This is a genomic window from Pseudomonas asiatica, from assembly GCF_040214835.1.
Classification (GTDB): Bacteria; Pseudomonadota; Gammaproteobacteria; order Pseudomonadales; family Pseudomonadaceae; genus Aquipseudomonas; species Aquipseudomonas putida_Z.
The window spans coordinates 5,173,337-5,194,331 of record NZ_CP157874.1 but is presented as its reverse complement, the minus strand read 5'-3'; the positions used below and the strand labels follow the sequence as shown (position 1 = coordinate 5,194,331).

The window sequence follows — 20,995 nt, the reverse complement described above, 5'->3', positions numbered from 1 at the left end:
GTAGAGGAGGCCAGGCACGGACATCGTTGGGGCTACTGCCTTGCACAACATTGAAATCCTGGCATGCACCCTGTGGGAGCGGGCGCGCCCGCGAACACGGGCGAAGCCCGTGCCATCCACCGCGGTGCTTGCTTCGCGGGCTTGCCCGCTCCCACAGAAACTGTGGTGCATCAGACAAAACAGAGTGAAAGCGACTCAGCTATATAAGCAGGTTTCTCTTCTCCCTCGATCTCCAGCGTGGCAATCGCCTTGAGCAACCATTGCCCCGGCTTCTTCTCGGTCACCTCGGCCAGGTCCACCTTCAGCCGCACCTGGCTATCGACCTTGACCGGCTGGATGAACCGCACGCTGTCCAGTCCGTAGTTCACCACCATCTTCAGCCCTTCCGGCAGGACCAGGATGTCCTCGATCAGCTTGGGAATCAGCGACAACGTCAGGAAACCGTGGGCGATCGTGCTGCCAAACGGGGTTTTCGCCGCCTTTTCCGGGTCGACATGGATGAACTGGAAATCGCCCGTGGCTTCGGCGAACAGGTTGATGCGCTGCTGGTCGATCTTCAGCCAGGCCGAGCGGCCCAGTTCCTTACCAACGTACTGCGAAAGCTCTGTAACCGGTACATGGGGCATCGCGGACTCTCCAGGTTGTCAGTTGGTACGAAAGTGCAAGATCAGCACGGCGAACCGTTTCAGTCAAGTTGCGCGCTTTTCGACGAATATCGGTATATGGCGGCACGTGCTTATAATGGCGGCCATGCCCGAGGGAGATGCTTATGCTGTTGCGTGGTTTGACCTGGCTGGTGCTGTTCCAGCTGCTGGGGACGGCAATCAACCACCTGTTGGTGCCGTTTTTGCCGGGGCCGATCATCGGCCTGTTGCTGCTGTTGTTCTTCCTCATGGCCCGTGGTGAGGTGGGCAAGCCGCTGAACGAGGCCGCCAGCAGCCTGCTGCGCTACCTGCCGCTGTTGCTGGTGCCGCCTGCGGTGGGGGTGATGGTGTATGCCAGGGATATCGCCGCGGACTTCTGGGCCATTGCCGGTGCCTTGCTGATCTCCTGCCTGGTGACCCTGGTGTTCGTCGGCGTGTTGATGCAAAAGCTCATCCACCGCCAGGGCCGGCGCGAGGAGCAGCCATGATGCTCGACTGGCAAGGCGCACTGAATGCGGTCGTTCATCATCCCTTGTTCGGTATCGGCATCACGCTTGGGGCCTACCAGGTGGTGCTGGCGGCCTACGAGAAGACCCGCTGGATCTTCCTGCAGCCGGTACTGGTGTCGATGCTGCTGGTGATCGGCGTGTTGCTGGTGTGTGGCATCGACTACAGCGAATACCGCAAGAGCACCGAAATCATGAACATCCTGCTGGGGCCTGCCACCGTGGCTCTGGCGGTGCCGCTCTACCTCAACCTGCGGCGTATCCGGCAGCTGTTCTGGCCCACATTTACTACGCTGGTAGTCGGAGGCCTGTTCGCCACGCTGTGCTGCCTGATGCTGGGCTGGTGGTTCGGTGCCGAGCACATGATCCTGATGACCATGGCGCCGAAATCGGTGACCTCACCGATCGCCATGCTGGTGGCCGAGCAGATTGGCGGCGTGGCGGCCCTGGCGGCAGTGTTCGTGCTGATTACCGGGGTGATCGGGGCAATCTTCGGCCCGGCGCTGCTGAGCCGTTTTGGCGTGCATAGCCCCGAGGCGCGCGGCATGTCTCTGGGCGTGACCGCGCACGCGGTGGGCACTTCGGTGGCCCTGCAGGAAAGTGACGAATGCGGCGCCTTTGCCGCGCTGGCGATGAGCCTGATGGGGGTGGCCACGGCGGTGTTCCTGCCGCTGGCGGTCAGCCTGGTGGCTTGAGGACTTGTGATGACGCTACCGCTGTTTCCCCTCAATACCGTGCTGTTTCCTGGTTGTTTCCTCGATTTGCAGATTTTCGAGGCACGCTACCTGGACATGATCGGGCGCTGCATGAAACGGGGCGAAGGTTTTGGTGTGGTGTGCATCCTGGAAGGCGAGCAGGTCGGCAAGGCGCCGCCGGTGGTTGCCTCGATCGGCTGCGAGGCGGTGATCCGTGACTTCGTGCAGCAGGATAACGGCTTGCTGGGTATCCGCGTCGAAGGTGTGCGGCGCTTCAACCTGGAAAGCACCGAGGTGCAGAAGGACCAGTTGCTGGTGGGGCAGGTGCAATGGCTGGCGGAGCAGGCGGACAGCCCGTTGCTCGAGGCGGACGAAGACCTGCTGGCGTTGCTGGTGGCCCTGGGTGAACACCCGATGGTCGAAGCCCTGGACATGCCGCGCCCGGTTGACGGGCGCCAGGCGCTGGCCAACCAGCTGGCGTACCTGCTGCCGTTCATGGAAGAGGACAAGCTGGATTTGCTGACCCTCGACTCGCCACAGGAGCGGTTGGGGGAAATCCAGAAGCTGCTGGAGCGGATTCAGGGTGAATTGTTTGCCTGATAGTGATGGGTTGCCAGTGCCGGCCTTTTCGCGGGTAAACCCGCTCCCACAGAGATAGCGCCGTTCTAAGGCTTGATGCAGTACCTGTGGGAGCGGGTTTACCCGCGAAGAGGCCGGTACAGGCGGTATCAATATTGATACCGCAGCAAAGCCTGCGGCAGCGCATGCATGGCAAAGAACGCCAGCAACGCGACACACGCCGGCAACACCAGCCACCACACCCGCAGCGGCAAGGCCGGCAGGGTCTGGTGACGCTGCACCAGTGCCAGGCTGAGCGCGCACACACAGCACGCCAGCAAGGCCCCAGCGAGGATGTCGGTCGGCCAGTGCGCCCCCAGGTACACCCGTGACAGGGCAATCGCCAGCGCTGGAATACAGCCCAGCATCACCCAGGTCAGGCGCATCCGCGGCGGTTGCCCGCGCCCGGCCAGCACCGCCATCACCAGAAAGAACGCAAACGACGCCGAACTGTGCCCGCTGGGCATGCTGTAGCTGGTCAGCGGGTCACTCAGCACTTCCGGGCGGGCCCGGGCGAACAGCCACTTCAGCGTGCCGTTGGCAAGCGCAGTACCCATCAGCGCGCCCGCAGCGAACATGGCATGCCGCCACTGCCGGGCAAGCAGCAGCAGGCCCGTCAGCAGGCCGCCGAGGAACAACTGGGTGCGGAAATCGCCCAGCCGGGTCACCAGCACCACGGCTCCATCGATGGCCTGGCTGCGGTGTTCCTGCACCAGTGTCATCACGCCCTGGTCGAATTCGTGCAGGTAGGGCCAGCCGAGGAAGACCCCGGCCAAGGCCAGGAAACTCATGCCGGCGATCAGCCGGGTGCCGTGGCGTTGATCGCGAATGCTGGTGTTCAGGCTCAGCCCGATGATGACTGCCAGGGTGCCGGCGATGATCCCGGCATCCAGCCAGAAGCCTTCCGGCAAGGGCAGGCGCATGGCCGCGCCGGTGGCCCAGCCGGGCAGCAGGTAGGCCACCGCCCAGCCGGCACCGGCCACAAGGCTGACGGCGATGAAGCGCGGCAGTGGCATGTCGAACATGCCGGCGACCATCGGCAGCATTGGCCGCAGCGGCCCGATGAAGCGCCCTACCAGCAGGCTGGCGATGCCGTAGCGCTGGAAGTAGGCCTCGGCACTGCCGATCCATTCCGGATGGTGGCGCAGCAGGGGCAGGCGACGGATATTCTGGTGGAAGTACTTGCCCACCGTGTACGACAAGGCATCGCCCACCAGGCCGCCGAGAAAGCCCAGCAGCAGCGTTTCGCCCAGGCTGAAGGCGCCGCTGCCGGCCAGTACCGCGACCGCGAACAGCAGCACGGTGCCTGGCACGATGATGCCGGCAATGGCCAGGCACTCGATGCAGGCCACCAGGAAAATTGCCAGGCCAAGCCACTGCGGGTTGGCGCTGAGCCAGCCGGTCAGGCTGTCGAGCCATTGGCCCATGGTTCAGCTTCCTTGTTCGAGAATGAAGAAGTCGCGGCCTTCGACTTGGCCACGACGTAACGGGTTCCGCGTGCAGAAACGGGCGTATTCGGCATCGACGAAACGGTAGGGTAGATGCTCGTCGCGGCCATGCGGGATGCCCAGGCGGGCGGCCTGGATCACCCGTGGCACGGCGTTGCCGCAATCCTCCACGTACAGGCGCTCGGCGTCGAAACGCCGGGCGTCCCAGTGCGGCACCTTCAGGCCCAGGGCCCGGCACAGCAAGGTCTGGCCGGCGCACAGGCGCTCGGCCGGGCGGAGGTTGCCGCTGGCATCGGGGTTGTTCAGTTGCATCTGCGCCAGGCTGTTCGGCCCCGAGCGGGCGTCCTGCCAAGGATAGGCCGACTTGATCAGCACCGCGTTGCCCGGCCCGTGGGCGCTGAAGTTCAGCGAGTCGCCGCCGCGCGCGTAGTACATATAGATGTGCCCGCCATCGAGGAACAACGCCTTGCGTTTTTCGGTGTAGCCGAGCGAGGCGTGGCTGCCCTTGTCGGTGAGGTAGTAGGCCTCGGTCTCGATGATGCGCGCGGCCAGCCACAGGTCGCCGTGGCGATGGCGGATGACCTTGCCCAGCAGGGCCTTGGCCAGGGTCTGGGCGTCGCGGTCGAAAAAGCTGTCGGGCAAGGCTGGCATGCGGGCGGTTCGCGGTTGGGAAGGCGGGGATGATAACAATGAATGGCTTAATCTAGGCTGAATCGGGTGGGATGTTGGCAGTGTCGGCCCTTTCGCTGGCTCGCCCGCTCCCACAGGTACCTTGGAGGTCCCAGGCCTTGTGCAATCCCTGTAGGAGCGGGTTTACCCGCGAAAGGGCCCTGACAGGAGATAGAAGTTTCGATAACCCCGGTTACATCTTTCCTACACAATGCCCCCAGCCATTTTCTACCATCCGCCACCCGCCGCTGGGCGTACACCTGCGCGGCAGTTATAATCAGCCGATTTCCCCTTCGCCAAGACACCGAACCCATGACTGAGTCCGTTCTTGACTATATGACCCGCCTGGGTCGCGCTGCCCGTGAGGCTTCCCGGGTGATCGGTCGTGCCAGCACCGCGCAGAAGAACCGCGCCCTGCAAGCTGCCGCCGATGCACTGGACGCCGCTCGTGCCGAGCTGACCGCTGCCAACGAGCTGGACCTGGCCGCCGGCCGTGCCAACGGCCTGGAACCGGCGCTGCTCGACCGCCTGGCGCTGACCCCGGCGCGTATCGACGGCATGATCACCGGCCTGCGGCAGGTGGCCAGCCTGCCGGACCCGGTCGGTGCCATCCGCGACATGAGCTACCGCCCATCCGGTATCCAGGTTGGCAAGATGCGCACGCCGCTGGGGGTGATCGGGATCATCTACGAGTCGCGCCCGAACGTGACCATCGATGCCGCCAGCCTGTGCCTGAAGTCGGGTAACGCGACTATCCTGCGCGGCGGCTCCGAAGCCATCCACTCCAACCGCGCCATCGCCACTTGCATCCAGCGTGGCCTGGCCGCCGCCGGCCTGCCGGCAGCCGTGGTGCAGGTGGTCGAGACTACCGACCGCGAAGCCGTGGGCGCGCTGATCAGCATGCCGGAATTCGTCGACGTCATCGTGCCGCGCGGTGGCCGTGGCCTGATCGAACGCATCAGCCGCGATGCCCGCGTGCCGGTGATCAAGCACCTGGACGGTATCTGCCACGTCTACGTCAGCCAGCACGCCGACCTGGACAAGGCCTGGCGCGTGGCGTTCAACGCCAAGACCTACCGCTACGGCATCTGTGGCGCCATGGAAACGCTGCTGGTCGACCAGCAGGTGGCCGAGCGCTTCCTGCCGGAAATGGCCCGCCGCTTCCAGGAGAAGGGCGTCGAATTGCGTGGCTGCGAGCGCACCCGGGCGATCATCGACGCCAAGCCGGCCACCGAGGCCGACTGGCACACCGAGTACCTCGATGCGATCCTGTCGATCCGTGTGGTCGACGGTCTGGACCAGGCCATCGAGCACATCAACTACTATGGCTCGCACCACACCGATTCGATCATCAGCGAACACCAGGGTGAAGCCCGCCAGTTCATGGCCGAGGTCGACTCGGCGTCGGTCATGCTCAATACCCCGACCTGCTTCGCCGACGGCTTCGAGTACGGCCTGGGTGCGGAAATCGGCATTTCCACCGACAAGCTGCATGCCCGTGGCCCGGTCGGCCTGGAAGGCCTGACTTGCGAGAAGTACGTAGTGATCGGCGACGGCCAGCTGCGCGGCCAGGAGTCCTGCTGAGTTGAGCAAGGCCCAGGCAGTCCGGCGCATCGGCATTCTTGGCGGCACCTTCGACCCCGTGCACATCGGCCACCTGCGCAGCGCGCTGGAAGTGGCCGAGTTCATGGGGCTGGATGAGCTGCGCCTGCTGCCCAACGCCCGGCCGCCACACCGCGACACCCCGCAGGTGGCCGCGCAGGACCGCCTGGCCATGGTGCAGGGCGCCGTGCAGGGCGTGCCCTGCCTGAGCGTGGATGCCCGCGAACTGGCGCGCGACAAGCCGTCGTACACCATCGACACGCTGGAATCGATCCGCGCCGAACTGGGCGCCAACGACCAGCTGTTCCTGGTGCTGGGCTGGGATGCCTTCTGTGGCTTGCCCGGCTGGCACCGCTGGGAAGAATTGCTGCAACACTGTCACATCCTGGTGCTGCAACGCCCGGATGCCGACGTAGAACCCCCTGACGAGCTGCGCAACCTGCTGGCTGCGCGCTCGGAGAGCGATCCCACCGCCATGTCCGGCCCGGCGGGAAACATTTCGTTCGTCTGGCAGACGCCGCTTGCGGTGTCGGCTACACAGATCCGACAGCTGCTGGCCAGCGGCAAATCGGTGAGGTTCCTGGTGCCGGACGCCGTACTGGCCTACATCGAGGCGCACGAACTGTATCGTGCACCTAACTGACGGTGCCTCTGGCGCCTCATCCAACGAGTTGAACGAGTTTTATATGACCAAGCAGAAAATCCACGGCGAAGAACTGGTCGCCCTGACCAAGGCAGCGCTGGAAGACGTCAAGGCCCAGGACATCCAGGTCATCGACGTGCGCGAAAAGCACAGCCTGACCGACTACATGATCATTGCCACCGGTACCTCCAACCGCCAGATCAACGCGATGCTGGAAAAGGTCCGCGAAGCGGTCAAGGCCAAGGGTGCCCAGCCACTGGGCGAAGAAGGCAAGGGCGACAGCGACTGGGTGCTGCTGGACCTGAACGACGTCATCGTGCACATGATGACCGCCGCTGCCCGCCAGTTCTACGACCTGGAGCGCCTGTGGCAGGGTGCCGAGCAAAGCCGTGCTGCCGATGGCAAGCACCACAGCCCGGACCATGCCCACGAGTACTCCGACAAGCTCAAGGACCGGGAATAAGGAAGCGCTGTGCGTCTGCGCCTGATCGCGGTCGGCTCGCGCATGCCGAAGTGGGTCGAGGAAGGCTGGCATGAATATGCCAAGCGCCTGCCTGCCGAGCTGTCGCTGGAGCTGGTGGAAATCCCGCTGAACACTCGTGGCAAGAATGCCGACGTCGCCCGCCTGATCCGTCAGGAGGGCGAGGCCATGCTGAGCAAGGTTCAGCCAGGGGAACGCATCGTCACCCTCGAGGTCCATGGCAAGCCCTGGAGTACCGAGCAACTGGCGACCGAGCTGGACCGCTGGCGCCTGGATGCGCGCACGGTGAATTTGATGGTGGGCGGCCCGGAAGGCCTGGCGCCCGAGGTCTGTGCGCGCGCCGAGCAACGCTGGTCGCTGTCGCCGCTGACCTTGCCGCACCCATTGGTAAGGATACTCATCGGCGAGCAGATCTACCGCGCCTGGACCGTGTTGTCCGGGCATCCTTACCATAAATGAGCCTGTAAGCAGTCCGATGTCGCAGCCGATCCGTCTCAAGGACCACGAGAAAGACGCCCGCCTGGTGCGCAACCGCGTCGTGGTCGGCGCAGTGGCGATCATGCTGCTCATTTGCGTGCTGATCGCGCGGCTGTACTACCTGCAGGTCATCCAGCACGACTATCACTCGACGCTGTCGGAGAACAACCGGGTGCATGTGCAGCCGATCCCGCCGACCCGCGGGCTGATCTTCGACCGCAACGGGGTGATCGTCGCCGACAACCGGCCCAGCTTCAGCCTTTCGATGACCCGCGAACGTGCGGGTAACTGGCAGGAAGTGCTGGATACCATCGTCGAAGTGCTGGAACTGACGCCCGACGACCGCGCCCTGTTCGAGAAGCGCATGCGCCAGGGCCGCCGGCCGTTCGAGCCGGTGCCGATCCTGTTCGAACTCAACGAAGAGCAGATCGCCCGCGTGGCGGTGAACCAGTTCCGCCTGCCGGGCGTGGAAGTGGTGGCCCAATTGGTGCGCCATTACCCGCAGGGCGCACACTTCGCCCATTCGGTGGGGTATGTGGGGCGGATCAACGAGAAAGAGCTGAAAACCCTCGACCCGGTGAACTACAGCGGTACCCACCACATCGGCAAGACCGGCATCGAACGCTTCTACGAAGCCGACCTGCATGGCCAGGTGGGCTACGAGGAAGTCGAGACCAACGCCCGTGGCCGTGTGCTGCGGGTGCTCAAGCGTACCGACCCGAAACCGGGCAAGGACATCGTGCTGAGCCTGGACATCAAGCTGCAGGAGGCCGCCGAGGCCGCCCTGGGTGGCCGGCGTGGCGCGGTGGTGGCGCTCGACCCGCGTACCGGCGAGGTGCTGGCGATGGTCAGCCAGCCCAGCTTCGACCCCAACCTGTTCGTCACCGGCATCGGCTTCAAGGCCTATGCCGAACTGCGCGACTCGATCGACCGACCGCTGTTCAACCGCGTGCTGCGCGGCCTGTACCCGCCAGGTTCGACCATCAAGCCGGCGGTGGCCATCGCCGGCCTGGACAGCGGCGTGGTCAATGCCGGCAGCCGGGTGTTCGACCCGGGCTACTACCAGCTGCCCAACTATGACCACAAATACCGTAACTGGAACCGCTCGGGCGATGGCTGGGTCGACCTGGACACCGCGATCATGCGCTCCAACGACACCTACTTCTACGACCTTGCCCACAAGATGGGCATCGATCGGCTGTCCAGCTACATGAACAAGTTCGGCATCGGCCAGCGGGTTTCCCTCGACATGTTCGAGGAGTCTGCCGGGTTGATGCCGTCGCGCGAATGGAAGCGCGCCACTCGCCGCCAGGCCTGGTTCCCCGGCGAAACCCTGATCCTCGGCATCGGCCAGGGCTACATGCAGACCACGCCGCTGCAACTGGCCCAGGCCACTGCGCTGATCGCCAACAAGGGTGTGTGGAACCGCCCGCACCTGGCCAAGACCATCGAAGGCCTGCCGCCGGTAGACGACAACCCCATGGAAAACATCGTGCTGCGTGACAAGTCCGACTGGGCCAAGGTCACCCATGGCATGGAGCAGGTGATGCACAACGCCCGCGGTACCGCACGCAAGGCGGCCATCGGCTCGCAGTACCGCATTGCCGGCAAGAGCGGTACCGCCCAGGTGGTGGCGATCAAGCAGGGCGAGAAGTACGACCGCAACAAGCTCCAGGAGCGCCACCGCGACCACGCTCTGTTCGTCGCCTTCGCCCCGGCCGAGGACCCGAAGATCGTGGTTTCGGTGATGGTCGAGAACGGTGAGTCCGGCTCGGGCGTCGCCGCCCCGGTGGTGCGTCAGGTGATGGACGCCTGGCTGCTTGACGAAAACGGCCGGCTCAAGCCCGAGTTCGCGCCTGCCACCGTTACCCAGGAATCAGCCCTGTGATGAACAATTTCGATCGCATGCTCTCCAGCGAGGATGTGATGCGTCGGCGCGCCAGCTTTCTGCAGCGCATCCACGTCGACGGCCCTTTGCTGATCATTCTGCTGACCCTCGCGGCCGGCAGCCTGTTTGTCCTGTACTCGGCCAGTGGCAAGAACTGGGACCTGCTGCTCAAGCAGGCCACCTCGTTCGGCATCGGCCTGGTGTCGATGTTCATCATCGCCCAGCTGGAGCCGCGCTTCATGGCCCGTTGGGTGCCGCTGGCCTACCTGGCCGGGGTGCTGTTGCTGGTGGTGGTGGACGTGATGGGCCACAACGCCATGGGCGCCACGCGCTGGATCAACATCCCCGGGGTGATCCGCTTCCAGCCCTCGGAGTTCATGAAGATCATCATGCCGGCGACCATCGCCTGGTACCTGTCCAAGCGCACGTTGCCGCCGCATCTGAAGCATGTGGCGATCAGCCTGGTGCTGATCGGTGTGCCGTTCATCCTGATCGTGCGCCAGCCCGACCTGGGCACGGCGCTCCTGATCCTCGCCTCCGGGGCTTTCGTGCTGTTCATGGGCGGCCTGCGCTGGCGCTGGATCCTCAGCGTGCTGGCGGCTGCGGTGCCAGTGGCGGTGGCGATGTGGTTCTTCGTCATGCACGACTACCAGAAGCAGCGGGTACTGACCTTCCTCGACCCGGAAAGCGACCCGTTGGGCACTGGCTGGAACATCATCCAGTCGAAGGCGGCGATCGGCTCGGGCGGTGTGTTCGGCAAGGGCTGGCTGCTCGGCACCCAGTCGCACCTGGACTTCCTGCCGGAAAGCCACACCGACTTCATCATTGCCGTGCTCGGCGAGGAATTCGGCCTGGTCGGCATCTGCCTGCTGCTGATCGTCTACCTGCTGCTGATCGGCCGTGGCCTGATGATCACCGCCCAGGCGCAGACCCTGTTCGGCAAGCTGCTGGCGGGCAGCCTGACCATGACCTTCTTTGTATACGTGTTCGTCAATATCGGTATGGTCAGCGGCCTTCTGCCCGTGGTGGGCGTGCCGCTGCCCTTCATCAGCTATGGCGGAACTTCGTTGGTGACGCTGCTGTCAGCGTTTGGCGTTCTGATGTCGATCCACACGCACCGCAAATGGATCGCTCAGGTTTGAATAAGGTGAAGAATTTCATGCAAGCAGTGCGTAACTGGGCTGCCCGTTGTGCGCCGTGGATCGGCGCGGTGGGCCTGTTCGGCGCTGTACAGCTGGCCCATGCCGGCGATTACCAAGGCTCGCCCCAGGTGGCCCAGTTCGTTGGCGAAATGAGCCGCGACCATGGCTTTGCCCCTGAGCAGCTGATGGGTGTGTTCAGTGAGGTGCAGCGCAAACAGTCGATCCTCGACGCCATTTCGCGCCCGGCCGAACGGGTAAAGCCGTGGAAGGACTACCGGCCGATGTTCATCACCGACGCGCGCATCGCCCGTGGTGTGGACTTCTGGCGCCAGCACGAGGCGGTGCTGGCCCGTGCCGAGCAGGAATACGGCGTACCGGCGCAGTACATCGTCGCCATCATCGGCGTGGAAACCTTCTTTGGCCGCAACACCGGCAACTACCGGGTGATCGATGCCTTGTCGACACTGGGCTTCGACTACCCGCCACGGGCCGAATTCTTCCGCAAGGAGCTGCGCGAGTTCCTGCTGCTGGCCCGTGAGGAGCAGCTCGACCCGCTGACGCTCAAGGGCTCTTACGCCGGCGCCATGGGCCTGCCGCAGTTCATGCCGAGCAGCTTCCGCAACTTCGCGGTGGACTTCGACGGCGACGGCCACATCAATATCTGGAACAACCCGGACGATGCCATCGGCAGCGTGGCCAGCTACTTCAAGCGCCACGGCTGGGTGGCCGGCGAAGGTGTGGTCAGCCGCGCCTGGGTGGACGGTGGGCGCGCCGACGAAGGCCTGACTACCGGCATCGAACCGGTAAAAACCGTTGGGGAGTTGCGCACGCTTGGCTGGTCGGTCCATGATTCGCTGCGCGATGATCTGCCGGTTACCGCCTTCCGTCTCGAGGGCGACAATGGCCCCGAGTACTGGATGGGCCTGAAGAACTTCTACGCGATCACTCGCTACAACCGCAGCGTGATGTATGCCATGGCGGTGCATCAGCTATCGGAACAGCTGGTTCAAGCACGGGGCGTCAAGTAATGCGCGCAATCTTCTCTGGCAACTCTTTCAAGCTGCTCACCTGCCTCGCCGTCGGCGTGGTGCTGGCCAGCTGTTCGTCCAACCGCCCGTCCCAGCAAAGCAGTGGCAACGTGGTGCGCACCCAGCCGGGCCTGGACATCAACCGGGCGCACAAGGACGGCGCGCCGTGGTGGGACGTGGATGTGAACAAGATCCCCGACGCCACGCCAACCGTGCACACCGGCAACTACAAGGCCAACCCGTACACGGTGCTGGGCAAGACCTACTACCCGATGCAGGACTCGCGCAACTATCGCGCGGAGGGCACCGCGTCGTGGTACGGCACCAAGTTCCACGGCCAGAACACCGCCAACGGCGAGCTGTATGACCTGTACGGCATGAGCGCGGCGCACAAGACCCTGCCGCTGCCGGCCTACGTGCGGGTGACCAACCTGGCCAACGGCCGCAGCGTGATCCTGCGGGTGAACGACCGTGGGCCGTTCTATTCGGACCGCATCATCGACCTGTCCTATGCCGCGGCGAAAAAGCTCGGTTATGCCGAGATCGGTACCGCGCACGTGCGCGTCGAAGGCATCGACCCGCAGCAATGGTGGGCCCAGCGTGGCCAGACGCCGCCGATGGTGCTGAAAGAGCCGCAGGTGGCCCAGACCCAGGCAATCCCGGCCAGTACCGGGCGCGTCGAGCAATGGACCCCGCCGCCCCAGCAGCATGCGGCGCCGGTGGTGCCGGTGCAGGTGGCTGGCAACAACGTGCCGGCCGGCAGTGGCGGCAGCTTCCTGCAGGTGGGCGCCTTCGCCAACCCGGACGCCGCCGAACTGCTGCGCTCCAAGCTCAGCAGCATGGTCAGCGCGCCAGTGTTCATCAGCTCGATCGTGCGCAACCAGCAGACCCTGCACCGCGTGCGCCTTGGGCCGATCAACAGCCAGGGCGAGATCCAGCAAGCGCAGGACAGCATCCGCCTGGCGAACCTTGGGCAGGCCAAGCTGGTCACAGCTGACTGACAGTGGAGCTCCAGCCTTGATGCGCTTTCTGTAGGAGCGGCCTTGTGTCGCGAGAGGGCCGCGCAGCGGCCCCAGGATTTCTGCATGAATGCAAAAGTGGCTGGGGCTGCTTTGCAGCCCGATCGCGACACAAGGCCGCTCCTACAATGACCGCGTTCCCATTCAAGGCAACCGTTAAACTGTCGGTTTTGTCATGAATTGCCGGGCGCGGGCATGTACAATGTCGGCTTTTGCTCGCAGCGACATAAAGCCGCACTTTGCGAGCCTGGCCTACGGCCACAAAAACTAGACTGACTGGCGCTGGGCACATGATCTTGCCCAGGGAACATCAGACCATTAGCGATTTTCGAGAGACGGATGAACATCACCAACCTTGCCAAACGACTTTGCCTGCCCGTACTGCTGATGATCACGCCTGCCGCCTTCGCGGCTGAGCAGATGACGCCGGCGCCACCGCAACTGGCAGCCAAGTCCTACGTACTCATGGATGCGTCCAGCGGCAACGTGCTGGTCGAGAACAACGGTGACGAGCGCCTGCCGCCAGCCAGCCTGACCAAGCTGATGACGGCCTACATCGCCACCCTGGACATCCGTCGCGGCCAGATCGGTGAAAACGACCCGGTTACCGTCAGCGAAAACGCCTGGCGTACCGGCGGTTCGCGCATGTTCATCAAGGTGGGCAGCCAGGTGACCGTCAGCGACCTGCTGCACGGCATCATCATCCAGTCCGGCAACGACGCCTCGGTCGCCCTGGCCGAGCACATCGCCGGCAGCGAAGACGCCTTCGCCGACATGATGAACAAGACCGCTGCCGACCTGGGCATGGGCAACAGCCACTTCATGAACCCGACCGGCCTGCCGCACCCGGAGCACTACTCGTCGGCCCACGACATGGCTACCCTGGCCCGTGCGATCATCAACGTCGACCCGGCCCACTACGCCATCTACTCGCAGAAAGAGTTCTTCTGGAACAACATCAAGCAGCCAAACCGCAACCTGCTGCTGTGGCGTGACAAGACCGTCGACGGCCTGAAGACCGGCCACACCGACGAAGCCGGCTACTGCATGGTGGCTTCGGCCGTTCGCGATGGCCAGCGCCTGATCGCCGTGGTGTTCGGCACCAACAGCGAGCAGTCGCGTGCTGCCGAGACCCAGAAGCTGCTGACCTACGGCTTCCGCTTCTTCGAAACCCAGACCTTCTACCAGAAGGGTACCGAGCTGACCAAGTCGCCGGTCTGGAAGGGCGCGACTGGCGAAGTGAAAGCCGGCCTGGCCAACGACCTGACCCTGACTATGCCTAAAGGCCAATTGAAGCGCCTTCAGGCTTCGATGACCATGAACCCGCAGCTCACCGCGCCAATCGCCAAAGGTGACGTGATCGGCAAAGTGGAAGTCAAACTGGACGAGAAAGTGGTTCACAGTGCCGACCTGATCGCCCTCGATGGCGTCGAGGAAGGTGGTTTCTTCCGCCGTATGTGGGATAGCATCCGTCTATTCTTCTACGGGTTGTTCAACTGATACGTGACCTGCATGCCCCCGCGTATCCTGCGGGGGCGTTGTTGTTGCCACGGCTTACGAGGCCGTTTCCGCCATGAGCGAACCAGACGTCAAGTCGCACAAGATCGAATTCCCCTGCGACGATTACCCGATCAAGGTCATCGGTGACACCGTTGTCGGCTTCAAGGACACGGTGATCGAGATCCTGAGCAAGCACGCTAAGGTCGACCTTTCCACCCTGGCCGAGCGCCAGAGCAAGGAAGGCAAGTACACCACCGTGCAATTGCACATCGTTGCCGAAAGCGAGAACCAGCTTCACGATATCAACAGCGCCCTGCGCGCTACCGGCATCGTGAAAATGGTGCTCTGATGTCCGCCTGCCTCGGTTTTCGCGAGCTTGGCCTGCAGCCCTACGAACCGGTGCTGGAGGCCATGCGTCGCTTCACCGAGCAGCGCAGCACGGACAGCCAGGATGAAGTCTGGCTGGTCGAGCACCCCGCGGTCTTCACCCAGGGCCAGGCCGGCAAGGCCGAGCACCTGCTTGTGCCGGGCGACATCCCGGTGGTGCAGACCGATCGCGGTGGCCAGGTGACCTACCATGGCCCCGGGCAGCTGGTGGCCTACCTGCTGCTGGATGTGCGCCGGCTGGGCTTTGGCGTGCGTGAGCTGGTCAGCCGTATCGAGCAGACCCTCATCGACCTGCTCGCCAGTTACGATGTCCAGGCCGCGGCCAAGCCCGATGCCCCGGGCGTCTATGTCGACGGAGCGAAAATCGCCTCCCTCGGCCTGCGAATCCGCAACGGCCGTTCGTTCCACGGCCTTGCCCTGAACGTGGACATGGACCTCGCGCCATTCCGCCGAATCAACCCCTGCGGCTATGCGGGGCTGGCGATGACCCAGCTGCGCGACCTGGCAGGTCCGATCGAACTCGACGAGGTCAGGACAAGGCTGCGCGGACAGCTGGTCAAGCACCTCGACTACGCTGAGCAGACGACCCTCACGGGCGGAATCGACTGAATATGACAACTGTGCAAGAAGCCGTGCCGAACCTGATACCTACCCAGGATGCCACCCCGCGCCCAGCGCCGAAGAAGGTGGAAGCCGGGGTCAAGCTGCGTGGTGCCGAAAAGGTGGCGCGCATTCCGGTGAAGATCATCCCCACCGAAGAGCTGCCGAAGAAGCCCGACTGGATCCGCGTGCGTATCCCGGTGTCGCCCGAGGTAGACCGCATCAAGCAGTTGCTGCGCAAGCACAAGCTGCACAGCGTATGCGAGGAGGCATCCTGCCCGAACCTGGGCGAGTGCTTCTCCGGTGGTACCGCCACCTTCATGATCATGGGTGACATCTGCACCCGTCGTTGCCCGTTCTGCGACGTTGGCCACGGCCGGCCGAAACCGCTGGACCTGGACGAGCCGAAGAACCTGGCCATCGCCATCGCCGACCTGCGCCTGAAGTACGTGGTGATCACCTCGGTGGACCGCGACGACCTGCGTGACGGTGGTGCCCAGCACTTTGCCGACTGCATCCGCGAAATCCGTGCGCTGTCGCCGGGCGTACAGCTGGAAACCCTGGTGCCGGACTACCGTGGGCGCATGGATATTGCCCTGGAGATCACCGCGCAAGAGCCGCCGGATGTGTTCAACCACAACCTCGAGACCGTACCGCGCCTGTACAAGGCCGCACGCCCGGGTTCGGACTACGACTGGTCGCTGGACCTGCTGCAGAAGTTCAAGCAGCTGGTGCCGCACGTACCGACCAAGTCGGGCCTGATGCTCGGCCTGGGCGAAACCGACGAGGAAGTGATCGAAGTGATGCACCGCATGCGCGAGCATGACATCGACATGCTCACCCTCGGCCAGTACCTTCAGCCGTCGCGCAGCCACCTGCCGGTGCAGCGTTTCGTCCACCCGGACACCTTCGCCTGGTTCGCCGAGGAAGGTTACAAGATGGGCTTCAAGAACGTCGCTTCCGGCCCGCTGGTGCGTTCTTCGTACCACGCTGACCAGCAGGCTCACGAAGCCAAGATCAAGCTCTGAGCCAAGCACAGAGCTACGCATGCCGATGCGCGCCGAAGGGCGGCATCGGCATTTTTGTTTGTGCCACACGCGCTGCAAGGAGCCGCGATGAATTGCGCCGAAACCTTCCAACCCAGCCTGCCCGCCGCGCTGCCGCGTGATGCCTGTTTTGCCATTGTCGCCCCGGCGGGCGCGGCGCGGTTGGATACGCACAAGGTCAACCAGTGGTTCGTTGATCGAGGCTACAGTTGCCGCATCTATCCGGGTGCCCTTCAGGCCCAGGGCTATCTGGCGGGGCCGGACCGGCAGCGGTTGCAGGACCTGCATGAGGCCTTTGCCGACCCGGCCATCGACGCCATTCTGTGCATGCGTGGGGGGTACGGCAGCATGCGCCTGCTCGACCAGCTCGATTTCGAACTGATCCGGCGCAACCCCAAGCCGTTGATCGGCTACAGCGACATCACCGCGCTGCACACGGCGATCTACCGGCATACCGGGCTGCTCACCTTCCATGGCGGGATGCTCAATGCCGACCTGCTGGGGGCCAAGTTGCCGCCAACCGAGACTTCGTTGCTGGCGCAGCTGGGTGGGCATGTGCGGGCAGGGGAGCAGATCGTGCACCCTGCTGACTTCGCCTTGAGCAGCGTGCTGCATGGGGTGGCCAGCGGGCCGCTGCTGGGCGGCAACCTGTCGATGCTGGGCGCGACGCTGGGGACGATTGCCGAGCTGGATACGCAGGGTTGCATCCTGTTCATCGAGGACGTCAACGAGCCGCTGTACCGGGTGGATCGCTTGCTGACCCAACTGCGCCTGGCGGGCAAGCTGGAGGGGGTGAAGGGTGTGCTGGTGGGGGACTTTGCCGGGATTACCACTGCGGCGTTGACGCCCCTGCTGGAGGACATCTTCGCGCCGCTGGGTGTGCCGGTGCTGGCCGGGTGGCGCAGTGGGCATTGTGACCCGAATGTGTGCTTGCCTTTGGGGGCTCGCGTAAGGCTGGATAGTGATCGGCAGAGCTTGCTGCTGGAGCAGGATCTTTTCCAGGCTTGAGATTGCCGGGGCTGCTTTGCAGCCCATCGCGACACAAGGCCGCTCCTACAGGAGACCGCGTTACCCCGATGGTTCGCGATCGCTTGTAGGAGCGGCCTTGTGTCGCGATGGGCCGCGCAGCGGCCCCAAAATGCTCACTGCTGACGCAGGCTCTCGAGCAGCTTGTGCGTCGGATACCCATCCGCCGGCCACCCCAGCCCCTGCTGGGCATTGCGGATCGCCTTGCGGGTATTGGCGCCAATGATGCCATCGGCATTGCCGGCTTCGTGCCCATTGCTGTTCAGCAGGTTCTGCAGCTCCATGCGCTCGCTGCGGCTGAGCGGCAGGTCTTCTTTCGGCCAGCTGCCGGCAATGAAGCCCCAGCCCGTGAAGCGATCACCCAGCAGGCTTACCGCCAGCGCGTAGGATGACGAGTTGTTGTACTTGAGGATGGCGCGGAAGTTGTCCAGCACCAGGAACGCCGGGCCACGCGCGCCCGCTGGCAGCAGCAGGGCGGCAGACAGCTGGTTGCTGCCCACTGGCAGCTGGGTACCGGCAGGCAGTTTCACGCCCATCGCCAGCCACTCGCTCACCGGCTTGCGCAGGGCGCCATCGGCCTGCCAGTAATCGAAGCCAGGCGGCACCTGGACCTCGAAGCCCCACGGCTGGCCACGTTTCCAGCCCGAGCTCTGCAGATAGTGCGCGGTCGAGGCCAGGGCGTCTGGCGTGCTGTTCCAGATGTCGCGTCGGCCATCGCCGTCGAAGTCCACGGCATGGGTGTTGTAGGTGGTCGGGATGAACTGGGTCTGGCCCATGGCGCCGGCCCACGAGCCACGCATTGCCTCAGGCTGGATATCGCCATGCTGGATGATCTGCAGCGCAGCGATCAGCTGGTCCTGGGCGAACTGCGGGCGGCGGCCCTCATAGGCCAGGGTAGCCAGCGAGCGGATCACCGACTTGTTGCCCTGGAACTGGCCGAAGTTGCTTTCCATGCCCCATACCGCGACCAGCACCTGGCGATCGACGCCATAGCGTTGCTCGATGCGGGTCAGCAGTTCGGCGTTCTGCTCCAGCAGCTTCTTGCCGTTGCGTACACGCAGGGGCGACAGGGCGCCTTCGAGGTATTCCCATACCGGGCGGGTGAACTCCGGCTGGCTGCGATCGGCCTTGATCACGTCCATGTCGGGGGTGACGCCGAGGAAGGCGCGGTCGAAGGTGTCCTGCGAAATGCCGGCTTGCAGGGCTTGCTGGCGAAAGCCTGCTTGCCATTGTGCGAAGGTTTGCAGAGGCTGGATTTCAGTGCTGGCGTCGGGCGTCGTGCCGGGCAGGGTCACCACCGGGGCGGGCTGGGCGGGGGCCAGCGGCAGGGCATCGGCGGCGGTGGGCTTTTCTGCGCAGGCCACGAGCAGGATGAAACTGGAGGCCGCGATCAGCTGACGGGTTTTCCAGCGGGGGAGAAGACTGAGGAGCATTCACAGATCCAGAATTGCAGGTCAGGTGATGACCATACCATGCCTGCGCTTTCGATGCTTTCATGCAGCCAAAAAGTAGGAAGCCTCCCAATCTCTCGATTGGAAGGCTTCGCGGCGGTAGCTGCCTTTGCCCTTGTTCGGCTGTTCCTGGCGGCAGCGGAACAGCGGTTGGGCGATGATCGACTTGGCCTTGTTGGGGCCGTGCTTTTTCGGCTTTTTGCTCATGGCGGGGTTCCCGGGTTGGGTGGGTTTCGCGGCGCACTGTAGGGCTTGGGGCAGGGTGGGGCCAATTGATTGTGTTTATGGTCGAGATGCTGGGGCATTGCAGCCCTGTGGGAGCGGGCGTGCCCGCGAACACCGGCGAAGCCGGTGCCATCCACCGTGTCGCCTGATTCGCGGGCATGCCCGCTCCCACAGCGGCCCCAGTTACTCGGGAGGCAGTGCCAGGCGCTGGCCGGCCATCAGCAGCGACAAGCGCGCCAGGCCGGTCCACGGCGAGCCCTCGGCCTGGCCCTTGATCTGTGCATCGATACGCTGGGCATCTTGCAGCAACTGCGCCCAGCGCTGCGCCGACAGGCGCTGCAGGGCCTTGCTGACCAGTGGCCGGCGTTTGTCCCAGATCGGCGGGCGGGCCTGGCTGAAGGCCTTGTCCAGCGGTACACCTTGGCTGAACTGCTGGGCCAGCCCGGCCAGCTGGCGCAGCTCACGGGCCAGGGCCCAGAGAATCACTGGTGGCTCAACGCCTTCACCGCGCAAGCCTTCGAGCATGCGCAAGGCATGCGCGGCTTCGCCGTTGAGAATGGCATCGACCAGGCCGAAGACATCGAAGCGGGCGCTGTCGGCGACGGCGGCCTGCACGGTCTCCACGGTGATCTGGTTACCTTCGGCAAGCAGCTTGAGCTTTTCGATTTCCTGCGCTGCAGCCAGCAGGTTGCCTTCAACGCGTGCGGCGATCAGGTCGACGGCGTCACGCTGTGCCGACAGGCCGGCCTGCTGCAGGCGCTGGTTGATCCACTGCGGCAGCTGGTGCACATCCACCGGCCAGATCTGGATGAACTGGCAGTGGGCGCCTTCGATCAGCGCCTTGCCCCACTTGGTCTTCTGTGCACTGCCGTCGAGCTTGGGCAGGCTGACCAGCAGCAGGGTGTCTTCGGCAGGGTTGGCGCAGTATTCCATCAGCGCAGCAGCGCCCTTGTCACCGGGCTTGCCCGAGGGCAGGCGCAATTCCAGCAGGCGGCGCTGGGCGAACAGGGACAGGCTGGCGCCAGCCTGGAGCAGGGTGCCCCAGTCGAAATTGGCGTCGGCACTGAATACCTGGCGTTCGTCGAAGCCCTGCTGGCGCGCGGCGTTGCGGATGGCGTCGGCGGCTTCCTGGCACAGCAGCGGGTCGTCGCCGCTGACCACGTAGACCGGTGCCAGGGCGCCTTGCAGGTGCTTGTTGAGTTGGGCGGGGGCGAGCTTCATGGGAAACAGGCGGGGCACCCGAAGGCACCCCGCTCGGGCTTAGTTGCCCGGTACTTCCAGTGGCGACTGCTGAGGCGTCTCGGCCTGCTGGCGGCGAGCGGCCTCCAGCGCAGCGGCTTCGGCCTTGGCACGCTCGTCGGCTTGACGCTGCAGCTCGTCCAGCTGGGACGGGGTCAGCATTTGCAGACGAACGACCATGGCGTTGACCAGGTCGCGACGCATTTCTTCGCGGGCGCGGTTGGCTTCCTGCTCGGAGCCGGTGATGTTCGAGCCGTCACGCAAGTAGATCTTGCGCACTTCCACCTTGTCGCTCATCAGCTCCAGGTTGTTCAGGCCCTGGATGCTGTAGTTCAGCACGGTGGTCAGCTCGTATTCGGCGGTACGGTTGCCGCTGTTGTAGGTCGCCGAGCGCTCGCGCTCCTGCTCGTTGGTCAGCACCAGGCGGTACGGTGCGCCAGCGTGCACGTTGACACCGCTACGCTGCAGTACTTCACGCAGCTGGACCACGGTCGGGCCGTAGGCGTTGCGTGCGCTGACGTCCATTTCCTTCACGCTCAGTTCGGTGGAGCCGGTGCCGCGCAGCTGGAAACCGCAGGCGCTGAGCATGACCGCCAGGCCAATTACCAGCAAATTGCGTTTGATCATGTTGTTGCTCCCTTGTGGGCCTGTTCGCCCGCCC

At 64.4% G+C, this 20,995-nt stretch carries 23 protein-coding genes; 16 read left to right on the top strand and 7 right to left on the bottom strand.

All coding sequences use genetic code 11. The features are described from left to right. Positions 1–170: 170 nt before the first annotated feature. Positions 171–626 carry a MaoC family dehydratase gene (locus ABNP31_RS23220; protein ID WP_054573589.1) on the bottom strand — a complete coding sequence of 152 codons (456 nt, stop codon included), beginning with the start codon at positions 624–626 and terminating at the stop codon, positions 171–173. A gap of 143 nt (positions 627–769) precedes the next feature. On the opposite strand from ABNP31_RS23220, the gene ABNP31_RS23215 reads away from it, so the two are divergent. From ABNP31_RS23215 to ABNP31_RS23205, 3 genes are read left to right on the top strand one after another with little or no spacing between them, the layout of a single operon-like run. Beyond that, the gene (locus ABNP31_RS23215) at positions 770–1,132 is read left to right on the top strand and encodes a CidA/LrgA family protein (protein WP_084785276.1); all 363 of its coding nucleotides are present in this window, start codon (positions 770–772) and stop codon (positions 1,130–1,132) included. Further along, complete coding sequence (locus ABNP31_RS23210; protein ID WP_350012809.1) at positions 1,129–1,845, top strand: LrgB family protein; 717 nt, start codon at positions 1,129–1,131, stop codon at positions 1,843–1,845. The genes ABNP31_RS23215 and ABNP31_RS23210 overlap by 4 nt, the downstream gene beginning before the upstream one ends. Positions 1,846–1,854: 9 nt before the next feature. Next, positions 1,855–2,445, top strand: coding sequence for an LON peptidase substrate-binding domain-containing protein (locus tag ABNP31_RS23205; protein ID WP_350012808.1), 591 nt, complete (start codon positions 1,855–1,857; stop codon positions 2,443–2,445). A 128-nt stretch (positions 2,446–2,573) separates the two neighbouring features. Here the strand turns inward: ABNP31_RS23205 and ABNP31_RS23200 are convergent, their stop codons facing one another. Then, on the bottom strand, positions 2,574–3,890 hold the full coding sequence (locus ABNP31_RS23200) for a bifunctional DedA family/phosphatase PAP2 family protein (RefSeq protein ID WP_025340772.1): 1,317 nt from the start codon (positions 3,888–3,890) through the stop codon (positions 2,574–2,576). A gap of 3 nt (positions 3,891–3,893) precedes the next feature. Then, positions 3,894–4,562, bottom strand: a complete 669-nt coding sequence (locus tag ABNP31_RS23195; protein WP_085663571.1) for a DNA-3-methyladenine glycosylase — start codon at positions 4,560–4,562, stop codon at positions 3,894–3,896. A 330-nt stretch (positions 4,563–4,892) separates the two neighbouring features. On the opposite strand from ABNP31_RS23195, the gene ABNP31_RS23190 reads away from it, so the two are divergent. From ABNP31_RS23190 to ABNP31_RS23130, 13 genes are all read left to right on the top strand, one after another. Continuing rightward, the gene (locus ABNP31_RS23190) at positions 4,893–6,164 is read left to right on the top strand and encodes a glutamate-5-semialdehyde dehydrogenase (protein ID WP_350012807.1); all 1,272 of its coding nucleotides are present in this window, start codon (positions 4,893–4,895) and stop codon (positions 6,162–6,164) included. A gap of 1 nt (position 6,165) precedes the next feature. Then, positions 6,166–6,825, top strand: a complete 660-nt coding sequence (gene nadD / locus ABNP31_RS23185) for a nicotinate-nucleotide adenylyltransferase (RefSeq protein ID WP_075046481.1) — start codon at positions 6,166–6,168, stop codon at positions 6,823–6,825. Between the two features lie 43 nt (positions 6,826–6,868). Next, positions 6,869–7,288: a ribosome silencing factor gene (rsfS, locus tag ABNP31_RS23180; RefSeq protein ID WP_013974359.1), complete on the top strand. Its 420-nt coding sequence runs from the start codon at positions 6,869–6,871 to the stop codon at positions 7,286–7,288. A 9-nt stretch (positions 7,289–7,297) separates the two neighbouring features. Further along, positions 7,298–7,765, top strand: a complete 468-nt coding sequence (gene rlmH, locus ABNP31_RS23175; RefSeq protein ID WP_003249722.1) for a 23S rRNA (pseudouridine(1915)-N(3))-methyltransferase RlmH — start codon at positions 7,298–7,300, stop codon at positions 7,763–7,765. Between the two features lie 16 nt (positions 7,766–7,781). Beyond that, positions 7,782–9,671 (top strand): penicillin-binding protein 2, encoded by a 1,890-nt coding sequence (mrdA, locus tag ABNP31_RS23170; protein WP_350012806.1) that lies wholly within the window; start codon positions 7,782–7,784, stop codon positions 9,669–9,671. A gap of 38 nt (positions 9,672–9,709) precedes the next feature. Further along, positions 9,710–10,813 (top strand): rod shape-determining protein RodA, encoded by a 1,104-nt coding sequence (rodA, locus tag ABNP31_RS23165; RefSeq protein WP_015271941.1) that lies wholly within the window; start codon positions 9,710–9,712, stop codon positions 10,811–10,813. Positions 10,814–10,830: 17 nt separating this feature from the next. After that, positions 10,831–11,841, top strand: a complete 1,011-nt coding sequence (gene mltB, locus ABNP31_RS23160; RefSeq protein WP_025340767.1) for a lytic murein transglycosylase B — start codon at positions 10,831–10,833, stop codon at positions 11,839–11,841. After that, positions 11,841–12,842 (top strand): septal ring lytic transglycosylase RlpA family protein, encoded by a 1,002-nt coding sequence (locus ABNP31_RS23155; protein ID WP_046613225.1) that lies wholly within the window; start codon positions 11,841–11,843, stop codon positions 12,840–12,842. The genes mltB and ABNP31_RS23155 overlap by 1 nt, the downstream gene beginning before the upstream one ends. Before the next feature lie 357 nt (positions 12,843–13,199). Beyond that, a complete protein-coding gene (locus ABNP31_RS23150) occupies positions 13,200–14,360 on the top strand; it encodes a D-alanyl-D-alanine carboxypeptidase family protein (RefSeq protein WP_025340765.1) in 1,161 nt (386 codons plus the stop codon). 73 nt (positions 14,361–14,433) lie between these two features. After that, positions 14,434–14,709, top strand: coding sequence for a DUF493 domain-containing protein (locus ABNP31_RS23145; RefSeq protein ID WP_003249736.1), 276 nt, complete (start codon positions 14,434–14,436; stop codon positions 14,707–14,709). Beyond that, positions 14,709–15,356, top strand: coding sequence for a lipoyl(octanoyl) transferase LipB (gene lipB / locus ABNP31_RS23140; RefSeq protein ID WP_085663573.1), 648 nt, complete (start codon positions 14,709–14,711; stop codon positions 15,354–15,356). Before ABNP31_RS23145 ends, lipB begins: the two co-directional genes overlap by 1 nt. A gap of 2 nt (positions 15,357–15,358) precedes the next feature. Beyond that, positions 15,359–16,375 (top strand): lipoyl synthase, encoded by a 1,017-nt coding sequence (gene lipA, locus ABNP31_RS23135; protein ID WP_003257574.1) that lies wholly within the window; start codon positions 15,359–15,361, stop codon positions 16,373–16,375. Positions 16,376–16,462: 87 nt separating this feature from the next. Then, positions 16,463–17,401: a S66 peptidase family protein gene (locus ABNP31_RS23130; protein ID WP_350012805.1), complete on the top strand. Its 939-nt coding sequence runs from the start codon at positions 16,463–16,465 to the stop codon at positions 17,399–17,401. A 134-nt stretch (positions 17,402–17,535) separates the two neighbouring features. On the opposite strand, the gene ABNP31_RS23125 is transcribed toward ABNP31_RS23130, so the two are convergent. The 4 genes from ABNP31_RS23125 to lptE form a co-directional block, all read right to left on the bottom strand. Then, positions 17,536–18,852 (bottom strand): lytic murein transglycosylase, encoded by a 1,317-nt coding sequence (locus tag ABNP31_RS23125; protein ID WP_350012804.1) that lies wholly within the window; start codon positions 18,850–18,852, stop codon positions 17,536–17,538. A 60-nt stretch (positions 18,853–18,912) separates the two neighbouring features. Then, complete coding sequence (arfA, locus tag ABNP31_RS23120) at positions 18,913–19,077, bottom strand: alternative ribosome rescue factor ArfA (protein ID WP_003257578.1); 165 nt, start codon at positions 19,075–19,077, stop codon at positions 18,913–18,915. A 201-nt stretch (positions 19,078–19,278) separates the two neighbouring features. Further along, positions 19,279–20,316, bottom strand: coding sequence for a DNA polymerase III subunit delta (gene holA, locus ABNP31_RS23115; protein ID WP_085663576.1), 1,038 nt, complete (start codon positions 20,314–20,316; stop codon positions 19,279–19,281). A gap of 39 nt (positions 20,317–20,355) precedes the next feature. After that, complete coding sequence (gene lptE, locus ABNP31_RS23110; RefSeq protein ID WP_015271935.1) at positions 20,356–20,961, bottom strand: LPS assembly lipoprotein LptE; 606 nt, start codon at positions 20,959–20,961, stop codon at positions 20,356–20,358. Between the last annotated feature and the right edge of the window lie 34 nt (positions 20,962–20,995).